This is a genomic window from Stenotrophomonas riyadhensis (genome assembly GCF_040256885.1).
GTDB classification, from domain to species: domain Bacteria; phylum Pseudomonadota; class Gammaproteobacteria; order Xanthomonadales; family Xanthomonadaceae; genus Stenotrophomonas; species Stenotrophomonas riyadhensis.
The window spans coordinates 3,643,790-3,660,232 of the sequence record NZ_CP155568.1 but is presented as its reverse complement, the minus strand read 5'-3'; the positions used below and the strand labels follow the sequence as shown (position 1 = coordinate 3,660,232).

Annotated in this window: 16 protein-coding genes and 1 tRNA gene; 12 read left to right on the top strand and 5 right to left on the bottom strand. The window is 65.2% G+C overall.

Annotated features, from left to right (window positions below; all coding sequences use genetic code 11):
* Positions 1-11: 11 nt before the first annotated feature.
* The 3 genes from trmB to thiS all read right to left on the bottom strand — a co-directional run bounded on the left by trmB (position 12) and on the right by thiS (position 1,858).
* Positions 12-746 carry a tRNA (guanosine(46)-N7)-methyltransferase TrmB gene (gene trmB / locus SriyCCGPB3_RS16985; protein ID WP_010481468.1) on the bottom strand — a complete coding sequence of 245 codons (735 nt, stop codon included), beginning with the start codon at positions 744-746 and terminating at the stop codon, positions 12-14.
* On the bottom strand, positions 746-1,540 hold the full coding sequence (locus SriyCCGPB3_RS16980; protein ID WP_180860835.1) for a thiazole synthase: 795 nt from the start codon (positions 1,538-1,540) through the stop codon (positions 746-748). The genes trmB and SriyCCGPB3_RS16980 overlap by 1 nt, the downstream gene beginning before the upstream one ends.
* Positions 1,541-1,657: 117 nt before the next feature.
* Positions 1,658-1,858, bottom strand: coding sequence for a sulfur carrier protein ThiS (gene thiS, locus SriyCCGPB3_RS16975; protein ID WP_110713385.1), 201 nt, complete (start codon positions 1,856-1,858; stop codon positions 1,658-1,660).
* Positions 1,859-2,065: 207 nt separating this feature from the next.
* On the opposite strand from thiS, the gene SriyCCGPB3_RS16970 reads away from it, so the two are divergent.
* Complete coding sequence (locus tag SriyCCGPB3_RS16970; RefSeq protein ID WP_110713383.1) at positions 2,066-3,901, top strand: autotransporter outer membrane beta-barrel domain-containing protein; 1,836 nt, start codon at positions 2,066-2,068, stop codon at positions 3,899-3,901.
* 115 nt (positions 3,902-4,016) lie between these two features.
* Positions 4,017-4,090 (top strand) — tRNA-Gly (locus SriyCCGPB3_RS16965).
* A gap of 13 nt (positions 4,091-4,103) precedes the next feature.
* On the opposite strand, the gene SriyCCGPB3_RS16960 is transcribed toward SriyCCGPB3_RS16965, so the two are convergent.
* Positions 4,104-4,628, bottom strand: a complete 525-nt coding sequence (locus tag SriyCCGPB3_RS16960) for a hypothetical protein (protein WP_350259532.1) — start codon at positions 4,626-4,628, stop codon at positions 4,104-4,106.
* A 144-nt stretch (positions 4,629-4,772) separates the two neighbouring features.
* Here SriyCCGPB3_RS16960 and SriyCCGPB3_RS16955 point away from each other — a divergent pair, with 144 nt between their 5' ends.
* A complete protein-coding gene (locus SriyCCGPB3_RS16955) occupies positions 4,773-5,927 on the top strand; it encodes a hypothetical protein (protein ID WP_350259531.1) in 1,155 nt (384 codons plus the stop codon).
* On the opposite strand, the gene SriyCCGPB3_RS16950 is transcribed toward SriyCCGPB3_RS16955, so the two are convergent.
* A complete protein-coding gene (locus SriyCCGPB3_RS16950; RefSeq protein ID WP_110713379.1) occupies positions 5,928-6,365 on the bottom strand; it encodes an acyl-CoA thioesterase in 438 nt (145 codons plus the stop codon).
* Positions 6,366-6,494: 129 nt separating this feature from the next.
* Between SriyCCGPB3_RS16950 and rimK the strand changes: the two genes are divergently transcribed.
* The 9 genes from rimK (at position 6,495) to SriyCCGPB3_RS16905 (ending at position 16,435) form a co-directional block, all read left to right on the top strand.
* Entirely contained in the window at positions 6,495-7,373 is an 879-nt protein-coding gene (gene rimK / locus SriyCCGPB3_RS16945; protein WP_110713377.1) for a 30S ribosomal protein S6--L-glutamate ligase, read from the top strand.
* Between the two features lie 285 nt (positions 7,374-7,658).
* Complete coding sequence (locus SriyCCGPB3_RS16940; protein WP_110713376.1) at positions 7,659-8,144, top strand: hypothetical protein; 486 nt, start codon at positions 7,659-7,661, stop codon at positions 8,142-8,144.
* Between the two features lie 12 nt (positions 8,145-8,156).
* The gene (locus tag SriyCCGPB3_RS16935; RefSeq protein WP_005410804.1) at positions 8,157-8,834 is read left to right on the top strand and encodes a response regulator transcription factor; all 678 of its coding nucleotides are present in this window, start codon (positions 8,157-8,159) and stop codon (positions 8,832-8,834) included.
* On the top strand, positions 8,797-10,167 hold the full coding sequence (locus SriyCCGPB3_RS16930) for a sensor histidine kinase (RefSeq protein ID WP_350259530.1): 1,371 nt from the start codon (positions 8,797-8,799) through the stop codon (positions 10,165-10,167). Before SriyCCGPB3_RS16935 ends, SriyCCGPB3_RS16930 begins: the two co-directional genes overlap by 38 nt.
* A gap of 270 nt (positions 10,168-10,437) precedes the next feature.
* Positions 10,438-10,854 carry a hypothetical protein gene (locus SriyCCGPB3_RS16925; RefSeq protein WP_350259529.1) on the top strand — a complete coding sequence of 139 codons (417 nt, stop codon included), beginning with the start codon at positions 10,438-10,440 and terminating at the stop codon, positions 10,852-10,854.
* A gap of 222 nt (positions 10,855-11,076) precedes the next feature.
* Entirely contained in the window at positions 11,077-13,686 is a 2,610-nt protein-coding gene (locus tag SriyCCGPB3_RS16920; protein ID WP_350259528.1) for a type VI secretion system Vgr family protein, read from the top strand.
* A 97-nt stretch (positions 13,687-13,783) separates the two neighbouring features.
* Positions 13,784-14,494: a DUF4123 domain-containing protein gene (locus tag SriyCCGPB3_RS16915; protein ID WP_350259527.1), complete on the top strand. Its 711-nt coding sequence runs from the start codon at positions 13,784-13,786 to the stop codon at positions 14,492-14,494.
* 190 nt (positions 14,495-14,684) lie between these two features.
* Positions 14,685-15,293 carry a DUF3304 domain-containing protein gene (locus tag SriyCCGPB3_RS16910; RefSeq protein WP_180860819.1) on the top strand — a complete coding sequence of 203 codons (609 nt, stop codon included), beginning with the start codon at positions 14,685-14,687 and terminating at the stop codon, positions 15,291-15,293.
* A gap of 41 nt (positions 15,294-15,334) precedes the next feature.
* The gene (locus SriyCCGPB3_RS16905) at positions 15,335-16,435 is read left to right on the top strand and encodes a phospholipase effector Tle1 domain-containing protein (protein ID WP_350259526.1); all 1,101 of its coding nucleotides are present in this window, start codon (positions 15,335-15,337) and stop codon (positions 16,433-16,435) included.
* Positions 16,436-16,443: the final 8 nt, after the last annotated feature.

Here is a 16,443-nt window from a genome sequence, read left to right as displayed (position 1 = left end):
TCAGGCGATCGTCAGGTGCGGTCGTACAGCAGGTCCCAGACGCCATGGCCGAGCTTCTGGCCGCGGGTCTCGAAGTGGGTCTGCGGACGCCAGTCCGGGCGCGGCACGCTGCCACGCGGGCCGGCGCGGTTGACCAGGCCGGCGGTGGCATCGAGCACGTCCCACATCTGCTCGGCGTAGTCCTCCCAGTCGGTGGCGCAGTGCAGGCGGCCACCCGGGCGCAGCTTGCGCACCAGCAGCTCGGCAAATGCAGGCTGCAGCAGGCGGCGCTTGTTGTGGCGCTTCTTGTGCCACGGGTCCGGGAAGTAGATGCGCACTTCATCCAGCGCGCCATCGGCAATCTCGTTCTGCAGCACTTCCACCGCATCGTGGTGGTACAGGCGCACATGGTCGGCGTTGTCGTCGGCCAGCGCGTTCAGCAGGCGACCCACGCCGGGGGCGTGCACCTCGATGCCGATGTAGTCGCGCGACGGGTCGTGCTGGGCAGCGAAGCGCAGCGCGGCACCATTGCCGAAGCCGATTTCCAGCACCTTGTGCGCCGGGCGGCCGAAGGTGGCGTCCAGGTCACGCGGCTGGCCGTTGTAGTCGATGCCGAAGCGCGGCCAGCGTTCGTCGAACGCGCGCTGCTGGGCGGGCGTGAAGCGGCCCTGGCGCAATACGAAGCTGCGCACTTCGCGGCGGCCCTCGCTCACGGTGAAGGGCTTGGGCGGGGCCTTGGAACCGGCGCTGTCGAAGGGATTGGTCATCAGCCGATCAACCCATCCACCGGGGAGGAGGCGCTGGCGTAGCGCTTGCGCGGGATGCGCCCGGCCAGGAAGGCCTCGCGGCCGGCTTCGACGGCCTTGCGCATGGCACTGGCCATCAGCACCGGGCTGCGTGCACCGGCAATGGCGGTGTTCATCAGCACGCCGTCGCAGCCCAGCTCCATCGCGATCGCCGCATCCGACGCGGTGCCCACGCCGGCGTCGACGATGATCGGCACCTTGGCGTCTTCGATGATCTGCAGCAGGTTGTACTTGTTCTGGATGCCCAGGCCCGAGCCGATCGGCGCGGCCAGCGGCATCACCGCAGCGCAGCCGATTTCTTCCAGGCGCTTGGCCAGGATCGGGTCGTCGGAGGTGTAGACCATCACGTCGAAGCCGTCCTTGACCAGCTGTTCGGCGGCCTTGAGGGTCTGCACCACGTCCGGGTACAGCGACTTCTGGTCGCCCAGCACTTCCAGCTTGGTCAGGTTGTGGCCGTCCAGCAGCTCACGGGCCAGCCGGCAGGTACGCACCGCGTCTTCGGCGGTGTAGCAGCCCGCAGTGTTGGGCAGGATGGTGTAGCGCTCCGGCGGCAGCACGTCGAGCAGGTTCGGCTCGCCCGGGTTCTGCCCGATGTTGGTGCGGCGGATGGCCACGGTGACGATCTGGGCGCCCGCAGCCTCGGTGGCCAGGCGGGTTTCTTCCAGGTCCTTGAACTTGCCGGTGCCGGTCAGCAGCCGCGAGCCATAGGTCTTGCCGGCGATCACCAGCGAATCGGGGGAGACATGAACGTTCATGGCGCGATTATCGCTTATCCGCCTGAAGATGGGGTCACGCAGCGGGCGGGGTCGAGCGTGGGGTCAGATCCCTTTGCCTGTGGCAAAGGGATCTGACCCCTGAAGACCCGAGCAGCCTCAGCCCCCGCCCAGCGCGTGCACGATCTCCACCACGTCGCCTTCGGCAAGGACATGCTCGCCATGGCGGCTGCGGCTGACGATCTCGCCATTGACCTCCACCGCCACCCGGCGCTGCAGCAGCTGCTCGGCTTCGAGCAGGTCGTGGAGGGTCGCCAGAGCGGGCAGGGTACGGGGTTCGCCGTTGAGCTGGATGTTCATCCGTGCATTGTCGCCGATAGCCCGGTGGGATCGGAACGTTTGCAAATTGAACCGGGCGCCAGCTCTGGCACAACCGGTTTTCACGCGGTCAGGCGACAATCCATGCGGCGGCGCAGCGTGAGCAAACGGCGGCGCAGTGAAACCATTCACCGTGCGCCGGCGTACGTCCGCCGGGTCCTCAACGATATCCCCACAGGAGTTCTTTACATGCTGCTCAGCAAACGCCCGATCCGCTCCCTGATGGCGGCCGCGATCGCGCTGGCCGCGCTTCCGGCCATGGCAGGCGAATCCCCGTATTCCAAGGCCGTGTTCTTCGGTGACAGCCTCACCGATGCCGGCTACTTCCGGCCGTTGCTGCCGCCTGGCGTGCAGCCGGTCACCGGCCAGTTCACCACCAACCCGGGCTGGGTGTGGTCGCAGCAGGTGGCCAACTACTACGGTCTCAACGGCGCCGCCAACGGCAACGGCCAGAGCGGCGACAACTATGCGGTGGGTGGTGCCCGCGTCGGCGTGGACGTTCCGAGCGCGATGGGAACCATCCCGTCGCTGAAGTCGCAGGCGGCCCGCTACCTGGCCGCGAACGGCGGCAAGGCTGACGCCAATGTCCTGTATACGGTGTGGGGCGGTGCCAACGACCTGTTCGCCGCCGCCGCTGCGCCGGCGCAGGCGCAGGCCATCATCGGCGCGGCCGTCACCGACCAGATCGCCCTGGTCGGCGCGCTGAAGCAGGCTGGAGCGCAGTACGTGCTGGTGCCGAACCTGCCGAACGTGGGCCTGACCCCGGCCTTCCGTGGCCCGAATGCCGCAGCCGCCACCGCGCTGTCGGCCGGTTACAACAAGGCCCTGTACGGCGGCCTGAAGCAGGCCGGCATCGAGTTCATCCCGCTCGATACCTTCACCGTGCTGGGCGAAGTGGCTGCCAACCCGGGCATGTACGGTTTCACCAACGTCACCAGCACCGCCTGCAAGATCGACCCGGCCAACTCGACGCAGAGCATCCTGACCTGCAACCCGACCAGCTACGTCAGCCCGGATGCGGCCAACACCTACCTGTTCGCCGACGGCGTGCATCCGACCACCGCCGGCCACCAGCTGCTGGGCCAGTACGCGGTTTCGGTGCTGGAAGGCCCGCGTCTGCAGCAGGTGCTGAGCCACTCGGCGCAGACCATCGGCCGCTCGCGCGCCGACCAGGTCAGCATGCATCTGGGGGGTCGTCCGGCCGACGGCCTGTCCTGGTGGGGCGGCGTGCGCGGTGACCTGCAGCGCTATGACCACGCCGACCTGTACGACGGCCTGGCGCCGGCCGGCCTGTTCGGTATCGACTGGGCGCGCGACGGCATGGTGTTCGGCGGCTTCGCCGGCTTTGGCCGCCTCAATGCCGACTTCGGCAACAGCCGTGGTGACTTCACCCAGAAGGACACCACCGCCGGTCTGTTCGCGGGCTGGTACCACGACCGCATCTGGGTCAATGGCCAGGTCAGCTACACCTGGTTGTCCTATGACGTGAACCGCAAGGTCCAGCTGGGCCCGGCCACCCGCGAGCACGGTGGTTCGCCGGACGGCAGCAACCTGACCGCTGCCCTGAACGCTGGTTACGAGTTCGGCACCGAGGGCGGTTTCCGCCACGGCCCGATCGCTTCGGTGATCTGGCAGAAGGTGAAGATCGACGGTTACACCGAAAGTGCTGCGGCCGGCACCCTGGCCACCGCACTGGGCTATGACCGCCAGAACGTCGACTCGACCGTCGGCCGCATCGGTTGGCAGGCCCGCTTCGATGGCGGCACCGTCAAGCCGTACGCGCAGGTGACCTACGACCACGAGTTCGAAGACACCAAGCAGGCCAGTGCCTGGCTGCAGACCCTGCCGGAACTGGGCAGCTACCGCGTGCCGGGCCTGAACTTCGACAAGAACTACGCCACCGTGGTGCTGGGTGCCCGTACCGAGCTGTTCGGGCTGCAGAGCAACTTCGGCCTGAGCGCATCGGCCGGGCAGAAGCGTGCCCAGGACGCGACGCTGTTCGCCAACTTCAGCGGCACGTTCTAAGCAGCAACCGCGGGGGTCGGATCCCTTTCCGCAAGGAGAGGGCTCTGACCCCTCGCGGATGCGGTGGCCACCATTGCGCTGTACCGGTCCCTCCGCATAGACTTTCATCCGCGCTGCGGGCGTAGCTCAATGGTAGAGCTGTAGCTTCCCAAGCTACTGACGTGGGTTCGATTCCCATCGCCCGCTCCATCCCGCCTCTCGATCACTCCTGATCGAGCAGGCCACCCAGCCGATCCGCTTCGGCTGAAAGCGCTTTGATCCCGGAAAGATGTTCCTTGAGGCGCTCGTGCCGGGAAGTGTCCACCGGCATTTTCGTCAGCTTTTCAATGTCACTGAGCACCTGCGAGCAGAACGTGTTCTCCTCGGTTGCTGCGGGCAGCACCACGGTGACATGAAGAACCCCGCTCAGCATCATGCCGACGTCGTAGGGGTCGAAGTCCGATTCGCCCTCGAACTCGAACAGGGAAAGCCTGGCGTAGAAGTCGACTTCGTCCACTTCAATGCCAACACATCCGCGACCGGCCCGGTCAACGTTGAATCCTACGTCGAGGTGGTGATCCAGCATGTCCCTGTCGCGGTAGAACAGGAAGCCCAGGCCGTTCCCGAGGCGGTCCACCTCCATCTGATAGCCGAACGTATCCCGGAAACAGGCCATGAGGTCCTTGGCCAGATCAAGGAGGGGGCGGTTGGTGTAGATGATCGTGGGATAGCCGGTCCATTCCGCCATCGTGTCCGTCCGCGGTTGAGTGATCGAAGGTGCCAAAGCACGACATATACAACGCTGGATATCGCGCTTGGCTTCTCTTAGCCTGTGAGCGCACATTCTGGAGGTCGACGTGATGGATCACAACGAACACTCTGCCTGATCTGCATGGCTTTGAATCCAAGCACGCTTCGCCGTTACACCCAATGGCTGCCCATTCTGGTCTGGGTTGTCATCGGTGTGGCGTGGTGGTCACCTCTGGGAGTGATCGCCGGCTTGGCTGCGTGTCTTGCGTTGGGGGGCGTGCTGCAGCGCTTCGATCTGATCGGCGATGCAGTAGGCGGTGAACGGTTGCGCTCGCGAACACCAGGGCGCTTTGCCAACCGGCCGCCTGCCCACGATGTGCAGCTGGAATGGGGCGAGCTGGGCATGGGAGGGCCCGTCTACAGCACCCAGATGCTGCGTGATGGTGCCATCGTCGAAGACATCGCCATTGCAGGTGGTCGTGATGCCAGTTGCGGATGGAAGGACGTTCCGGGAAGCGCACTGCGCTGGGCCTCCTGCTATGTTGACCGGTGCGAGGCCGTCATCGTCTACGACGAGCATCACAAGGTGGTGTATGTGCTGGCGATGCCTGGCTGGCAGTTCTGGCAGCAACTGAATGCGCAGCGGCAATCCGAAGGAGACGCTGGCGCCGTGTCGTGGCTGCGCAGCCTGCCCAGCAGCGCGCGCCAGCTGTATCCCTGTCGCGGTCTGTGGCTGCACCAGGCGCACCCGGCGCTGAGCGCTGGAGTGCCGAAGGCGTTGCGGCATGTCCTGCCTGATGCCCGGGTGCTGCAGGCCATCCCGCTGCTTCCCGACGACCTGCGCCTGACTGCGTATCCGACCTTGTTCGCGCGCATCTGCCCGTACGCGCTCTGTCTTGATGGCGAGCCCAGTGACCGTCACGCCTGCGATCTGGAGACGGTCATTGCCAGCCCGTCCGGTCGATGCGTGGTGGTGGCGGGCAGCGTGCTCGATGGGGAGCTGCGTCCCATCGAGGGCGTATGGCTCGTCCACTGGCAGGGGCGTTGGCAAGCCATTGGCCGCCGTGCGATGGGCGGCAGCGGCAAGGCCCGGAGTGGGGCCTGGATCGATGTGATCGAGGCCGGCGATGACGGCACGCTCCGATGCGAGGCCTACGAGGAACGCTGGGAGTTTGATGACATCACGCGTTGCCCGACAGTACACACGTCGCTGGCGCTTCCCGTGGAGTGGCGGGACACTCCGTTGGCACTGCGTGCTCGCAATGGACGCTTCAACCTTCGCATCCCTTCGCCCTGATCAGGCCTCGGCGGCGCGCTCGCGCGTTTCCCGCAGCGACTGCGCATACTCCTCGGTAAACAGCCCCGACAACGCCCGGCGCTGCCCCGCATCGATCTCGCGCGAAGCGTTGGTCGTGTAGTCGAAATGCACCATCACGCAGCGCCCGCTGGCCACCAGGGCCTCGAACTGGAACGCCTGCTGCACGATCGTCAGCGAAGAGCGGCCGATGCTCTCGATGCGGGTCTCGATGCGCACGTCGTGTCCCGGCTGGATCTGCTGCAGGAAGTCGATTTCGTAGCGGCGCAGGATCAGCGTCAGGTCGCGCATGCCGGCCTCGCGGCTGAAGTACCGGAAGATCTCCTGGCGGCCCTCCTCGAACCAGACGGGCAGGGCGGTGTTGGTGACGTGGCCAAGCACGTCCACCTCCGAAAAGCGTGGGAACACGGTGATCGACATGGGCTTCCTTCCGGTCTGTCCAGATCCTGGCAGTGTGCCGTCCGTTTCCGGCCAGGCCACGCCGCAGAGCATCATCCACCCGCCACACGCCCGCGCTATGCTGCGCGCCTGCCGCCCGATCCTGCCGCGATGAAGCTCGCTCTCCTGTCCCGCAACAGCTCCCTGTACTCCACCCGCCGGCTGGTCGAGGCGGCCCGCGCGCGCGGCCACACCGTGCGCATCCTCGACCCGCTGCGCTGCTACATGCGCATCGCGGCCGATGGTTTCTCGATGCATTACAAGGGCAGGCCGATGACCGGGGTGGACATGGTCATCCCGCGCATCGGTGCCTCCATCACCCGCTATGGCACCGCCGTGCTGCGCCAGTTCGAGCTGATGGGCGCGCGCACGCCCAATCCGTCCGACGCGATCCTGCGTTCGCGCGACAAGCTGCGTGCGCACCAGTTGCTGGCGGCCAAGGGCATCGACATGCCGGTCACCGTGTTCGGCGACAACCCCGACGACACTGTCGATCTGTTGTCCATGCTCGGCCCGCCGCCGCATGTGGTGAAGCTCAACGAGGGCACCCAGGGACGGGGCGTGATCCTCACCGAGAAGGCCAGTGCCTCGCGCGGCATCGTCGAGGCGCTGCGTGGGCTGTATGCCAACTTCCTGATGCAGGAGTTCATCGGCGAGGCCAAGGGCGCCGACCTGCGCTGCTTCGTGGTTGGCGACCAGGTGGTGGCCTCGATGCAACGGCAGGCCCCGGAAGGCGACTTCCGCTCCAATCTGCATGCCGGTGGCACCGCGGTGGCAGCCAAGGCCAGCCGTGCCGAGCAGCAGGTAGCGGTGCGCTCGGCGAAAGCGCTGGGCCTGTCGGTATGCGGGGTGGACCTGATCCGCTCCGCGCGTGGGCCGCTGGTGCTGGAGGTCAACTCCACGCCGGGGCTGGAAGGGATCGAAGCCGCCTGCGGGGTGGATGTGGCCACACGCATCATCGAACATGTTGAAAAGCTCAAAAAGCCCTGATTATTCAGTGGCTTGAAATTCTCATGAGTGAATGAGGCCGGGTTTAACATGCCTTTAATCGGCCCCGGCGTAGCCTTCAGCGAACCGCAGCTCTGCCTCTCAGCAGGATCGGTATCGGGATACAACTTCAGACCCAGGCGGGGGCACCGCCTGGGTCTTTTTTATGGCGATCCAGCTTCGCTTGTGTCTGGAGCCCCTCCTGCTCACCACTCCCGAGTGGCACTTGCTCATGTGAAGGGACGTCAATACAGTCTGCATTCACCTTCGGACAAGGATACGTTTGCCATGAAACGCGCACTGCTCATGACTTGCCTGCTTTCCTGCGCGGTTCTTCCTCCCATTGCATTGGCGGCGAAGGACAAGACTGAGGTGATCCGACCGGGCCAGCCCCTGCTGGCCGAAGTCGAACGGATCGAAACCGATCTAAATGATGGCAAGACCTATTCGGAGCTCAAACCCGATGATCGCAGCCGCGTGCGCGAGGTGCTGGGCCGCCTGCGATCCGCTTCGGAACGCTTCCCGGACGCATCGGCCATGCCTGAATCGGCACGAACTCAAGTGTTCAATGACCAGCAGATCGTGAACACCGTTTTGACACAGGCGCGTGAAGATAGTCGTCTAATATGCAGGCGCGAACGAACTGTGGGTTCCAATCGCCAGCAGACGAGTTGCATGACCGTGGCGGAACGGAATCGCAAGAGAGAAGAAGGCGGCAACGAGCTGCAGCGGGTCCAACGTCTCGGTACACGTATGGATACAACTGATTTTTAATTAGAGGTGACAGTGAGAATCCTGGTAATCGAAGACAACAGCGACATTGCGGCCAACCTCGGCGACTACCTGGAGGACCGGGGACACACCGTGGACTTCGCAGCTGATGGGGTTACCGGCCTGCACCTGGCTGTGGTGCACGAGTTCGACGCGATCGTGCTGGATCTCAATCTGCCCGGCATGGATGGCATCGAAGTGTGCCGCAAGCTGCGCAACGAAGCGCGCAAGCAGACCCCGGTGCTGATGTTGACCGCCCGCGACTCGCTGGACAACAAGCTGGCCGGTTTCGATTCCGGCGCCGACGACTACCTGATCAAGCCGTTCGCGCTGCAGGAAGTGGAAGTGCGCCTGAATGCCCTGTCGCGCCGCGGCAAGGGCGTGCAGACCCGCGTGCTGGAAACCGGCGACCTGGAATACAACCTGGACACGCTGGAAGTGCGCCGCCAGGGCAAGCTGCTGCAGCTCAACCCGACCGCGCTGAAGATCCTGCAGGCGCTGATGGAGGCGGCCCCCGCCGTGGTGACCCGCCAGGAACTGGAAACCCGCGTGTGGGGTGAGGAACTGCCCGACTCGGACTCGCTGCGCGTGCACATTCATGGCCTGCGTGCGGTGGTCGACAAGCCGTTTGAAGTGCCGCTGATCCAGACCCGCCATGGCATCGGATATCGCATCGCCACCCCGGAAGCCTGATTCCGTGGCAACCAAGGGGGAGCGCCGGCGCACGCCCTATCGGCGGCGCCTGCGCAGCCGCATCATCGTCTCGTTCGTGTTGTTGGGCTTCTGCCTGACAACACTGTTCGCGTTCGCCACCAACTGGGCCCGCATGCGCGTGGAAAACCAGTTGGTGGAAGACGTGATGAACCGCAACATCAACGAGTACGTGCGTCGGTTCTACGAGAGCCCGGATCGAAACCCCGACCTGCCCGTGCAGCAGATGCGCGCGCGCCTGGTGAAACCCGACAAGTTCGAGGCATTGCGCGAGGAAGAGCCGGATTGGGCAGCGTTGCCTGATGGCAACCACAACATTTCCGGTACCGACGAACGTGGTCAGCCGTACGCCTACAAGCTGGCCGTGCGCAAGACGCCCGACGCCTGGGCGTTCCTGGCCTATGACATGACCGACAGCGTGCGGGGTGGGCAGCAGCTCAACCGCGCGCTGGTGCTGTCGGTACTGGTGTTCAGCCTGCTGTCGCTGGTGCTGGGCTGGTGGTCGGCATCGAAGGTGATGAAGCCGGTCTCGGACCTGGCCGCGCGGCTGCGCGCCTATCGCGGCGGCACCAGTGACCCTGAGCCGCTGGCACCACGCTTCCCCGATGACGAAGTGGGGCAGCTGGCCCAGGCACTGGACGACTATTCCTCGCGGCTGACCGAAGTGGTGCAGCGCGACCGCGAATTCAATGCAGACGTCAGCCACGAGCTGCGCACGCCGCTGGCGGTGATCCGTGGCGCCACCGAGCTGTTGCTGACCCGGCCCGGGCTGGATGAGAAGGTACTGCAGCGCCTGCAGCGTATCCAGCGTGCGGAACAACAATGCAGCGATCTGATCGGCGCACTGCTGCTGCTGTCGCGCAACGAGCGCGGGCAGGGCACCAGCAACGTCGCCCGCGTGGCCGAACAGTTGCTGGACGCGCATCGCGCCCAGCTGGGTGGCAAGCCACTGGAGCTGGCGCTGGAAGGCGAGCGCAACCTGGTGATCGACGCGCCCGAAGCCGCGCTGTCGGTGGCGCTGGGCAACCTGATCGGCAACGCGGTGAAGTACTCGCAGGATGGCGAAGTGCGCGTGTTCGTCGGCACCAATTCGGTGTCGGTGACCGACAGTGGGCCTGGCCTGAGCGAGGAAGACGCTGCCAAGCTGTTCCAGCGTGGTTATCGCGGCACCCACGCCGGCCATTCGCAGGGCGGTGGCATCGGCCTGTCGATCGTCAGCCGCCTGTGCGATCTGTACGGCTGGCAGGTGAGCGTGCGCCCCGGTGGCGAGCGTGGCGTGATCGCCACCCTGACGTTCTCGCCGAAGCCGTTGTAAGCGCGGACGGCCGACACACCCGCTTCGGTAGGCGCCGACCTTGGTCGGCACTGCATCCGCGAGGCTTCGGGTGGATTCAATGTCGCAAGGAGCACGGAAGTGCCTCTTCCTGCCAGTTCGGGCTGGGAGCCGCGTGGTTGTGGGGGCGTGTCGCGGCTCACGGTTCCGGTGATCCCCGCTGCCATTGCCGCATTTGCCTCCTGACAGACTGACGTGCAGATGGCCAGATGCCTGCGCCGGAATCACCCGCCGTCCGCCAGGAGGCTCGCCATGCCACACCGCACCCGTTACCCGAATCTGTATCAACTGGTCGGCGAATCGATCAGCCAGCTGTCCGCCGATATCGCCCAGCGTGTCGAGGACACGCTGTCCCGGCCCGATGGCCTGATGCCGCTCCTGAAGGTCCAGATGGACGTCGACCGCATCACCGGGGAGGCTGCACAACGCGCCGGGTTGAAAACGTCGGAGGCCGGCACGCTGGCCGGCATCAGGCATACCGTCGCAGGTATCACCATCCTGACCCGGATGATGTACGCCGTGCATATCGCACGCACCCGCGGAGGTCCGTTGCAGGTCGTACCTTCGGATGCGATGGAAGGCCTGCTGCTGGCTGCACGCGAGCTGACCTGCCACGCGCAACAGCAGTTGCGGGCTGAAAAGATCCGGGGCGGAGCAACGCTGCAGTAGTCGTCGTGGGTCGGCGCATCCTTTGTCGCATTCCGCCTCCCTGGCTGTCAGGTCTTGCCTGCACGCCCTGACGTTGATGCCGGTGAGGCCTCTCGTGCCGGGCAGAAATTGATCCTCGACGCTTTTCAGACACTTTTCAGATTGCGTCCTCCGCATTGATCCGCCAAGGCTTGGACTACAGACAAGCGCGCCCTCGCGTGCCGTGTTCGTCGAGGAACTGCCATGGATCACCCATCATCGTTTGTTGCCGCCTACGAGGCGTCGTCGCGCGTCCATCGATTCTGCGGTCCTACCGCCCTGCGGTTGATCGTGGAGCGCTGGCACGGCAGCGAGTCGTTGTCCGAAGGCCTGTGCTGCCAGGTTGATCTGCTGGGCGAGGCATGCGGGCACAGCCTGGATGACTGGCTGACCCGACCGGCAAGCATCACCACACGCCAGCCGGACGGCGCCGAGGTTGTCCGCGCCGGGCTGATCCGCAGCGTCGAGCGCCTGGGTTACGCAGGCCGTCTGGTGCGGTACCGCGTTCACCTGGCCGACTGGACCGCTTGGCTGCATGACAGTCGCCACAGCCGCGTCTTCCAGGATGAGGATGTGGCCAGCATCATCCACACGGTACTTTCGGTGCATGCGCCCCTGGCGCATTGGTCCTGGCACCTCGGAAGTGCCCATGCGCTGGAGCGTCGGTGCCGGGGCTACCGCGTGCAGTATCGCCAATCGGACATGGCATTCCTGCAGCAGTTGATGGCCGATGAAGGCCTGGGCTGGTGCATCCGCACGCTGCCCGAGGCACCGGGCGGGCACACGCTGATGATCTTCGGCGACAGCACGCGATGCTCGCTGCTGTCACCGCCGCGGCGCCTTCACCAGAGCCAGCGCGTGCTGGATGGCGGGGGCATCGCACTGTTGCATGAAGCCTGGCGGGTAGTACCGACCCACATGACCCGCGTGACAGACCTGGACGATCCGTTGCGGGTGGTTTCGGCCAGCCTGCCTGTTCGTACAGTGGCCCGTGGCCCCTTGGAGGACTATTCGCCGGCCCGCCGCGCGGCGTGGGAGACCTCGCACGACGCCTTGGCCGAGGTGATGCGCGACACCGAAGCGGCGCTGTGTGAGCAGCGGCGCTGGACCGGTGAGGGGACCGAGCCGGACTTCCAGCCCGGCTACGCGTTCGAGGTGCTGCCAGAACCCGGGCAGCGGGCGGTGCCTGCGTTGCTGCTTACGGCGGTGCAACACGCGGCGGTCAATCAACTGCCTGCCGTTGTCGAACTGCAGCAGCACCTGCCGCTGCACGCTTTGCCCGACACCGTGCCCGCAGACCGCGCGCTGAAGCTGGGCTATGCCAACCGCTTCGAGGCCATGCCGTTCGACCGTCGATGGCGACGTTCGCTGGAGGGCAGGGCAGGGCGGTCGATGGCCCCCGGGCCACAACTGGCTACCGTGCTCGGCGGCGATGACGGTGCACCGCTGTACATGGACAGCAACGGGCGCATCCGTGTGCGGTTCGGCTTTGCCACCGACAGCAGGGCTGACAGCGGCTGGCTGCGGGTTGCCCAGACCTTCGCCGGCCCTGGCGTGGGCAGTCAGTTCTTGCCCCGCGTCGGCCAGGAGGTGGTGGTGGATTTCGTCAACGGCGACCTCTGCCGCCCCATCGTGATTGGCGCGCTCTACAACGGCCGTGGCGAGGCGCGCGCTGAAGCGCTCGCGCAGTCCAGCGATGCTGGCAGCAGCGCCCAGAACAACCTTGCCGGTGGCAACGCCCCGCGCTGGCATGCCGTAGGCGCGGGCGAACCGGCCCAGCGCAATGCAGGCGCTGTGTGGGGCATCAGCTCGCAGAGTTGGGACGGCGATGGCGGCAACAGTCTGGCGTTTGATGACAGCGACGACCAGCTGCAGGTGCGACTCGCCACAACGCAGTGCCACAGCGCACTCAGCATGGGGCATCTGTGTCACCGGCAGCACAACTTCCGCGGCAGCCTGCGCGGAAGTGGGTTCGAACTGCGCAGCGATGCGTGGGGCGCCGTGCGTGCAACGGCAGGCCTATGGCTGGACAGCATGCAGCGCGCCGCGTCCGCCCCGGCCGGCCTGCGCGCTGCGCCGGTGTCCCTGCTGCGGCAGACCGTCGTGCTGGCGCAGACCTTTGACGAAGCTGCACGGCAGCAGCGCACAGTGCGGCTGCGTGGCCCTGCCATCGAGGGCGATGGCGCGAGCGTGCTGCAGACCCTGGCCGACAGCGTGGCGGCATCGCAGCGGCTGCAGGGTACTGACGAAGACATCCCCGCAACCGGGTCTGCGGTGCTGGGACTGTCGGCACCGGCAGGCATCTGCCAGGTGGCCGGGCAGTCGATCCAGCTGGCGGCAGGGCACAGCACGCTGCTGGCCAGCGGCGCCAGTTCGGGCGTGATCGCAGGCGACCATGTGCGTTGGCAGTGCCGCCAGGCCATCGGCGTGCTGGCTGGCGCGACACGCAATCCTGATAGTGCCGGGTTGAGTGTGGTGGCTGGCGAACAGCCGCTCGACGTGCAGGCGCAGGCAGACGCTGTGCACCTGCAGGCGCGCGCTGGGCTGGTGGCGGCCAGTCGCCAGGAGGAGGTGCAGCTGGCTGCGGGAGGCACCTTGCACATTGCGACGGGAGGCGGCGCGGCAATTACCTTGAAGGACGGCAACCTGCACGTGACCTGCCCGGGCACGCTGACCTTCAAGACCGGCGAACGGCACTTCACTGGCCCAGTGCAGGAGCTGTTTCTGCTGCCGCAGTTCGCGCAGACGGTCTGCGTGGAGTGCCTGCTGAAGGCGATGCAGGCCGGCCTGCCATGGTCTGCGAAGAATGGCTGACGCCCCGTGGATCGATCCGTGGCGGCATTCCCGGTTGCCGTGGCAGAGCCCCGGCGATCTGCGCGCGGACGCGCGGCCCGCCTGTGCGCTGCTGGACATGGCATTCGCGCCGGACGCCTGGACGCAGCTGAGCGCGCTGACCGCAGAAATGGAGCCGCTGTTCACGCATCGCTATGCCGGCAATGGATTGGACCGATTGTCGCCGTGCCTGGTTGCCCTGCCGGACGAAGCCGGAGCACGCGAACGGTTTTGGCAGGCGCTGCTGGACCTGAGCCGCGGCGCGCCGATGCTGTCGGTGCTGCGCAGCACCGCCAACCCGAACGCATTGGCCGCGCATCTACGGCGGATCTGGGAGGGCTGTTCCAGCACCGGCCAGCCGTGGCTGTTGCGCTGGGCCGATGGGCGCACCGCCTCCCGCCTGCTGGATGCGTTGGACGAAGCACAGCGGATACGCGTGCTGGCTGGTCTGCACGACTGGCACCTGCCTACCCGCATCGGAGATTGGATGTGCGTGACCGGCAAGGGCGGGACGCAGTTCGATGCCGACGCAAGACCACTGACGTTCACTGCGGCTCAGGAAACCGCATTACGGAGCGGAAGCCAGGCCGATGCCATCACGCGCTTCATTCTGCAACGACCCGTGCTGCGGCCGGAGGACATGCAGCCCTCGCAGGTGCATCGCTGTGCGGAACACGTGCTGGGACGTCTGGCACGCCGAGGCATCGATCATCTTGCGCTGGCACATCGGATGACGATCAAGGCTGTTGCCTGCTGGAGCGCCCGCCATGGTGATGATGAGATGCCATGAAGAGAGCCGGGTGGCAGCCGAAGACCTGCGTATTCCTGCGGATGTACGCCGCTGCGTGCATATGGTGGCTGCGCATGAGGTGCGTGGCTCGTTCCCGGTGGACTTGGTGGATGGCGCGAACTGTGAGCAGACCATCTACCCCAGAATGTCCCGCATTCGAGGGTGCGTTTGAATGAACGGTGTCGAGCGAATGGCTCTGCTGAAGAAGGTGTTTGTCAGGACTGCTCTGATCGGGCTGGCGCTGTTTGCCTTGACTGGCTTGGTGCTGAAGGTCATGGACTTCAGGATTGGTCCACCACCGCCAGCTCCCCCGAAGCCGCGCATCATTGACTACGCGTCCGGCCACGACATTACCGATGCGCCGCCAGAGATGCATCTGATGATTGGTGTGGCGAACTACTCGGATGATGGGTTGGGTAGGGTCTACATCAACGATGCTTGGGCGGGGGGGATGGAGCCGCGATCGAGTGGTAATGCTGCCACCTGCTGTGTGACGTTGCCACGCCTCTGGCATCCGGGGTTGAAGGTGACGGTGGCCTACCGTACCAGCAGCATGTTTCTCAAGGATCCTCAAAGCTATGTTGAGAAAGACGTCCTCGTTGCGCGCTATAAGCCGTTTCTTGATGGGTTCATCTATTTCATGTACTTCCCGGATGACCAGGTGCGAGTGGTCGCGACGCCGTATTTTCCTGGTTATCCGAAATTCCAATACGACATAGAGTTCGCTAGCCGTGAGCGCGACGAAGAGAGAGTCACGCAGTTCCTGTTGCAGACTTTGCCCAATGAGGTGGACGAATGAGGGTGGCGGTATCTTCTCCAGCTTCTGAGCATTTGACCAGGTTGAATGATCGCGAAGCAGCTCGCAATGCTGGAGCGAGCTCCGGGTCATCCTCAGATTGTGGTACCGATGTCTTTCTTGGCTGCTTTTTCGATGGAACGCGAAACCACAAGTTGGACTCTCATCGTCGGCAAGATAAGACGGAATCAAACATCGCACGACTCTTTGATGTCTATGACCGCGATCAGGGTTCAAGTCCCGGTGGGCGTGCAGCTCGCTTTGCGAGCTACATCCAAGGTGTGGGAACCGAGGCGCTAAAGGAAATTGGCGATACCGGCACCGGCTGGCATGCCCGTGCCGGCGCGGCAGCCGGCTGGGGCGGCGAGGGTCGGGTGAATTGGATGCTGCTGAAGGTCCAGGACCACCTCTTGACCCATTTCGCAGAGACAACCGTCACCACCGCGATGGGCTTCGATTCCACTGCCCCTGTCGCGCGGAAAATGAGCGCCGATCTCCGCCTGAGCCTGCAGGACGTGGAGCGCCTGGCGCAGGCGGCGCGGATGCCGCTTTCCAACTATCTGGCTGTCAACCAGGGTGAGAAAGAGCTCGACCTGCGCAACTCGCTCAGCGGCGGCTTCTGGAATATGGTCGGCGCGTTGCAGCGGGTGCGTGGCACCCATCTCGCGCGGGCCGATCACGTGGCGCGCCGTGCGGTGTTGCAGGAACGGCGCGCCTTTCTGGGAAAGAAGGTGGCTCCATTCCAGAAGCAGAATCCCCGGGTGGACCGCATCCGCATCTCGGTATTCGGCTTCTCGCGCGGCGCCACTGAGACGAGCGCGTTCTGCAACTCGCTCGGTGATGCCTGCGACCCCGGCCCTGGGTCGTTGTGCCTATATGGCATTCCGGTAAAGATCGATTTCATGGGTCTGTTCGATACGGTCGCTTCGGTAGGCGCCGCGCAGAGCTTCTTTGAGTCGCTGTTCGATGACCATGGCGGCTGGGCAACAGCCGAAGACCTGCGCATTCCCGCCGATGTGCGTCGCTGTGTGGATATGGTGGCTGCGCATGAGGTGCGTGGCTCGTTCCCGGTGGACCTGGTGGATGGCGCGAACTGTGAGCAGATCATCTACCCCAACATGCGTCGCAGGCGAGGGTGCGTTTGAATGAATAG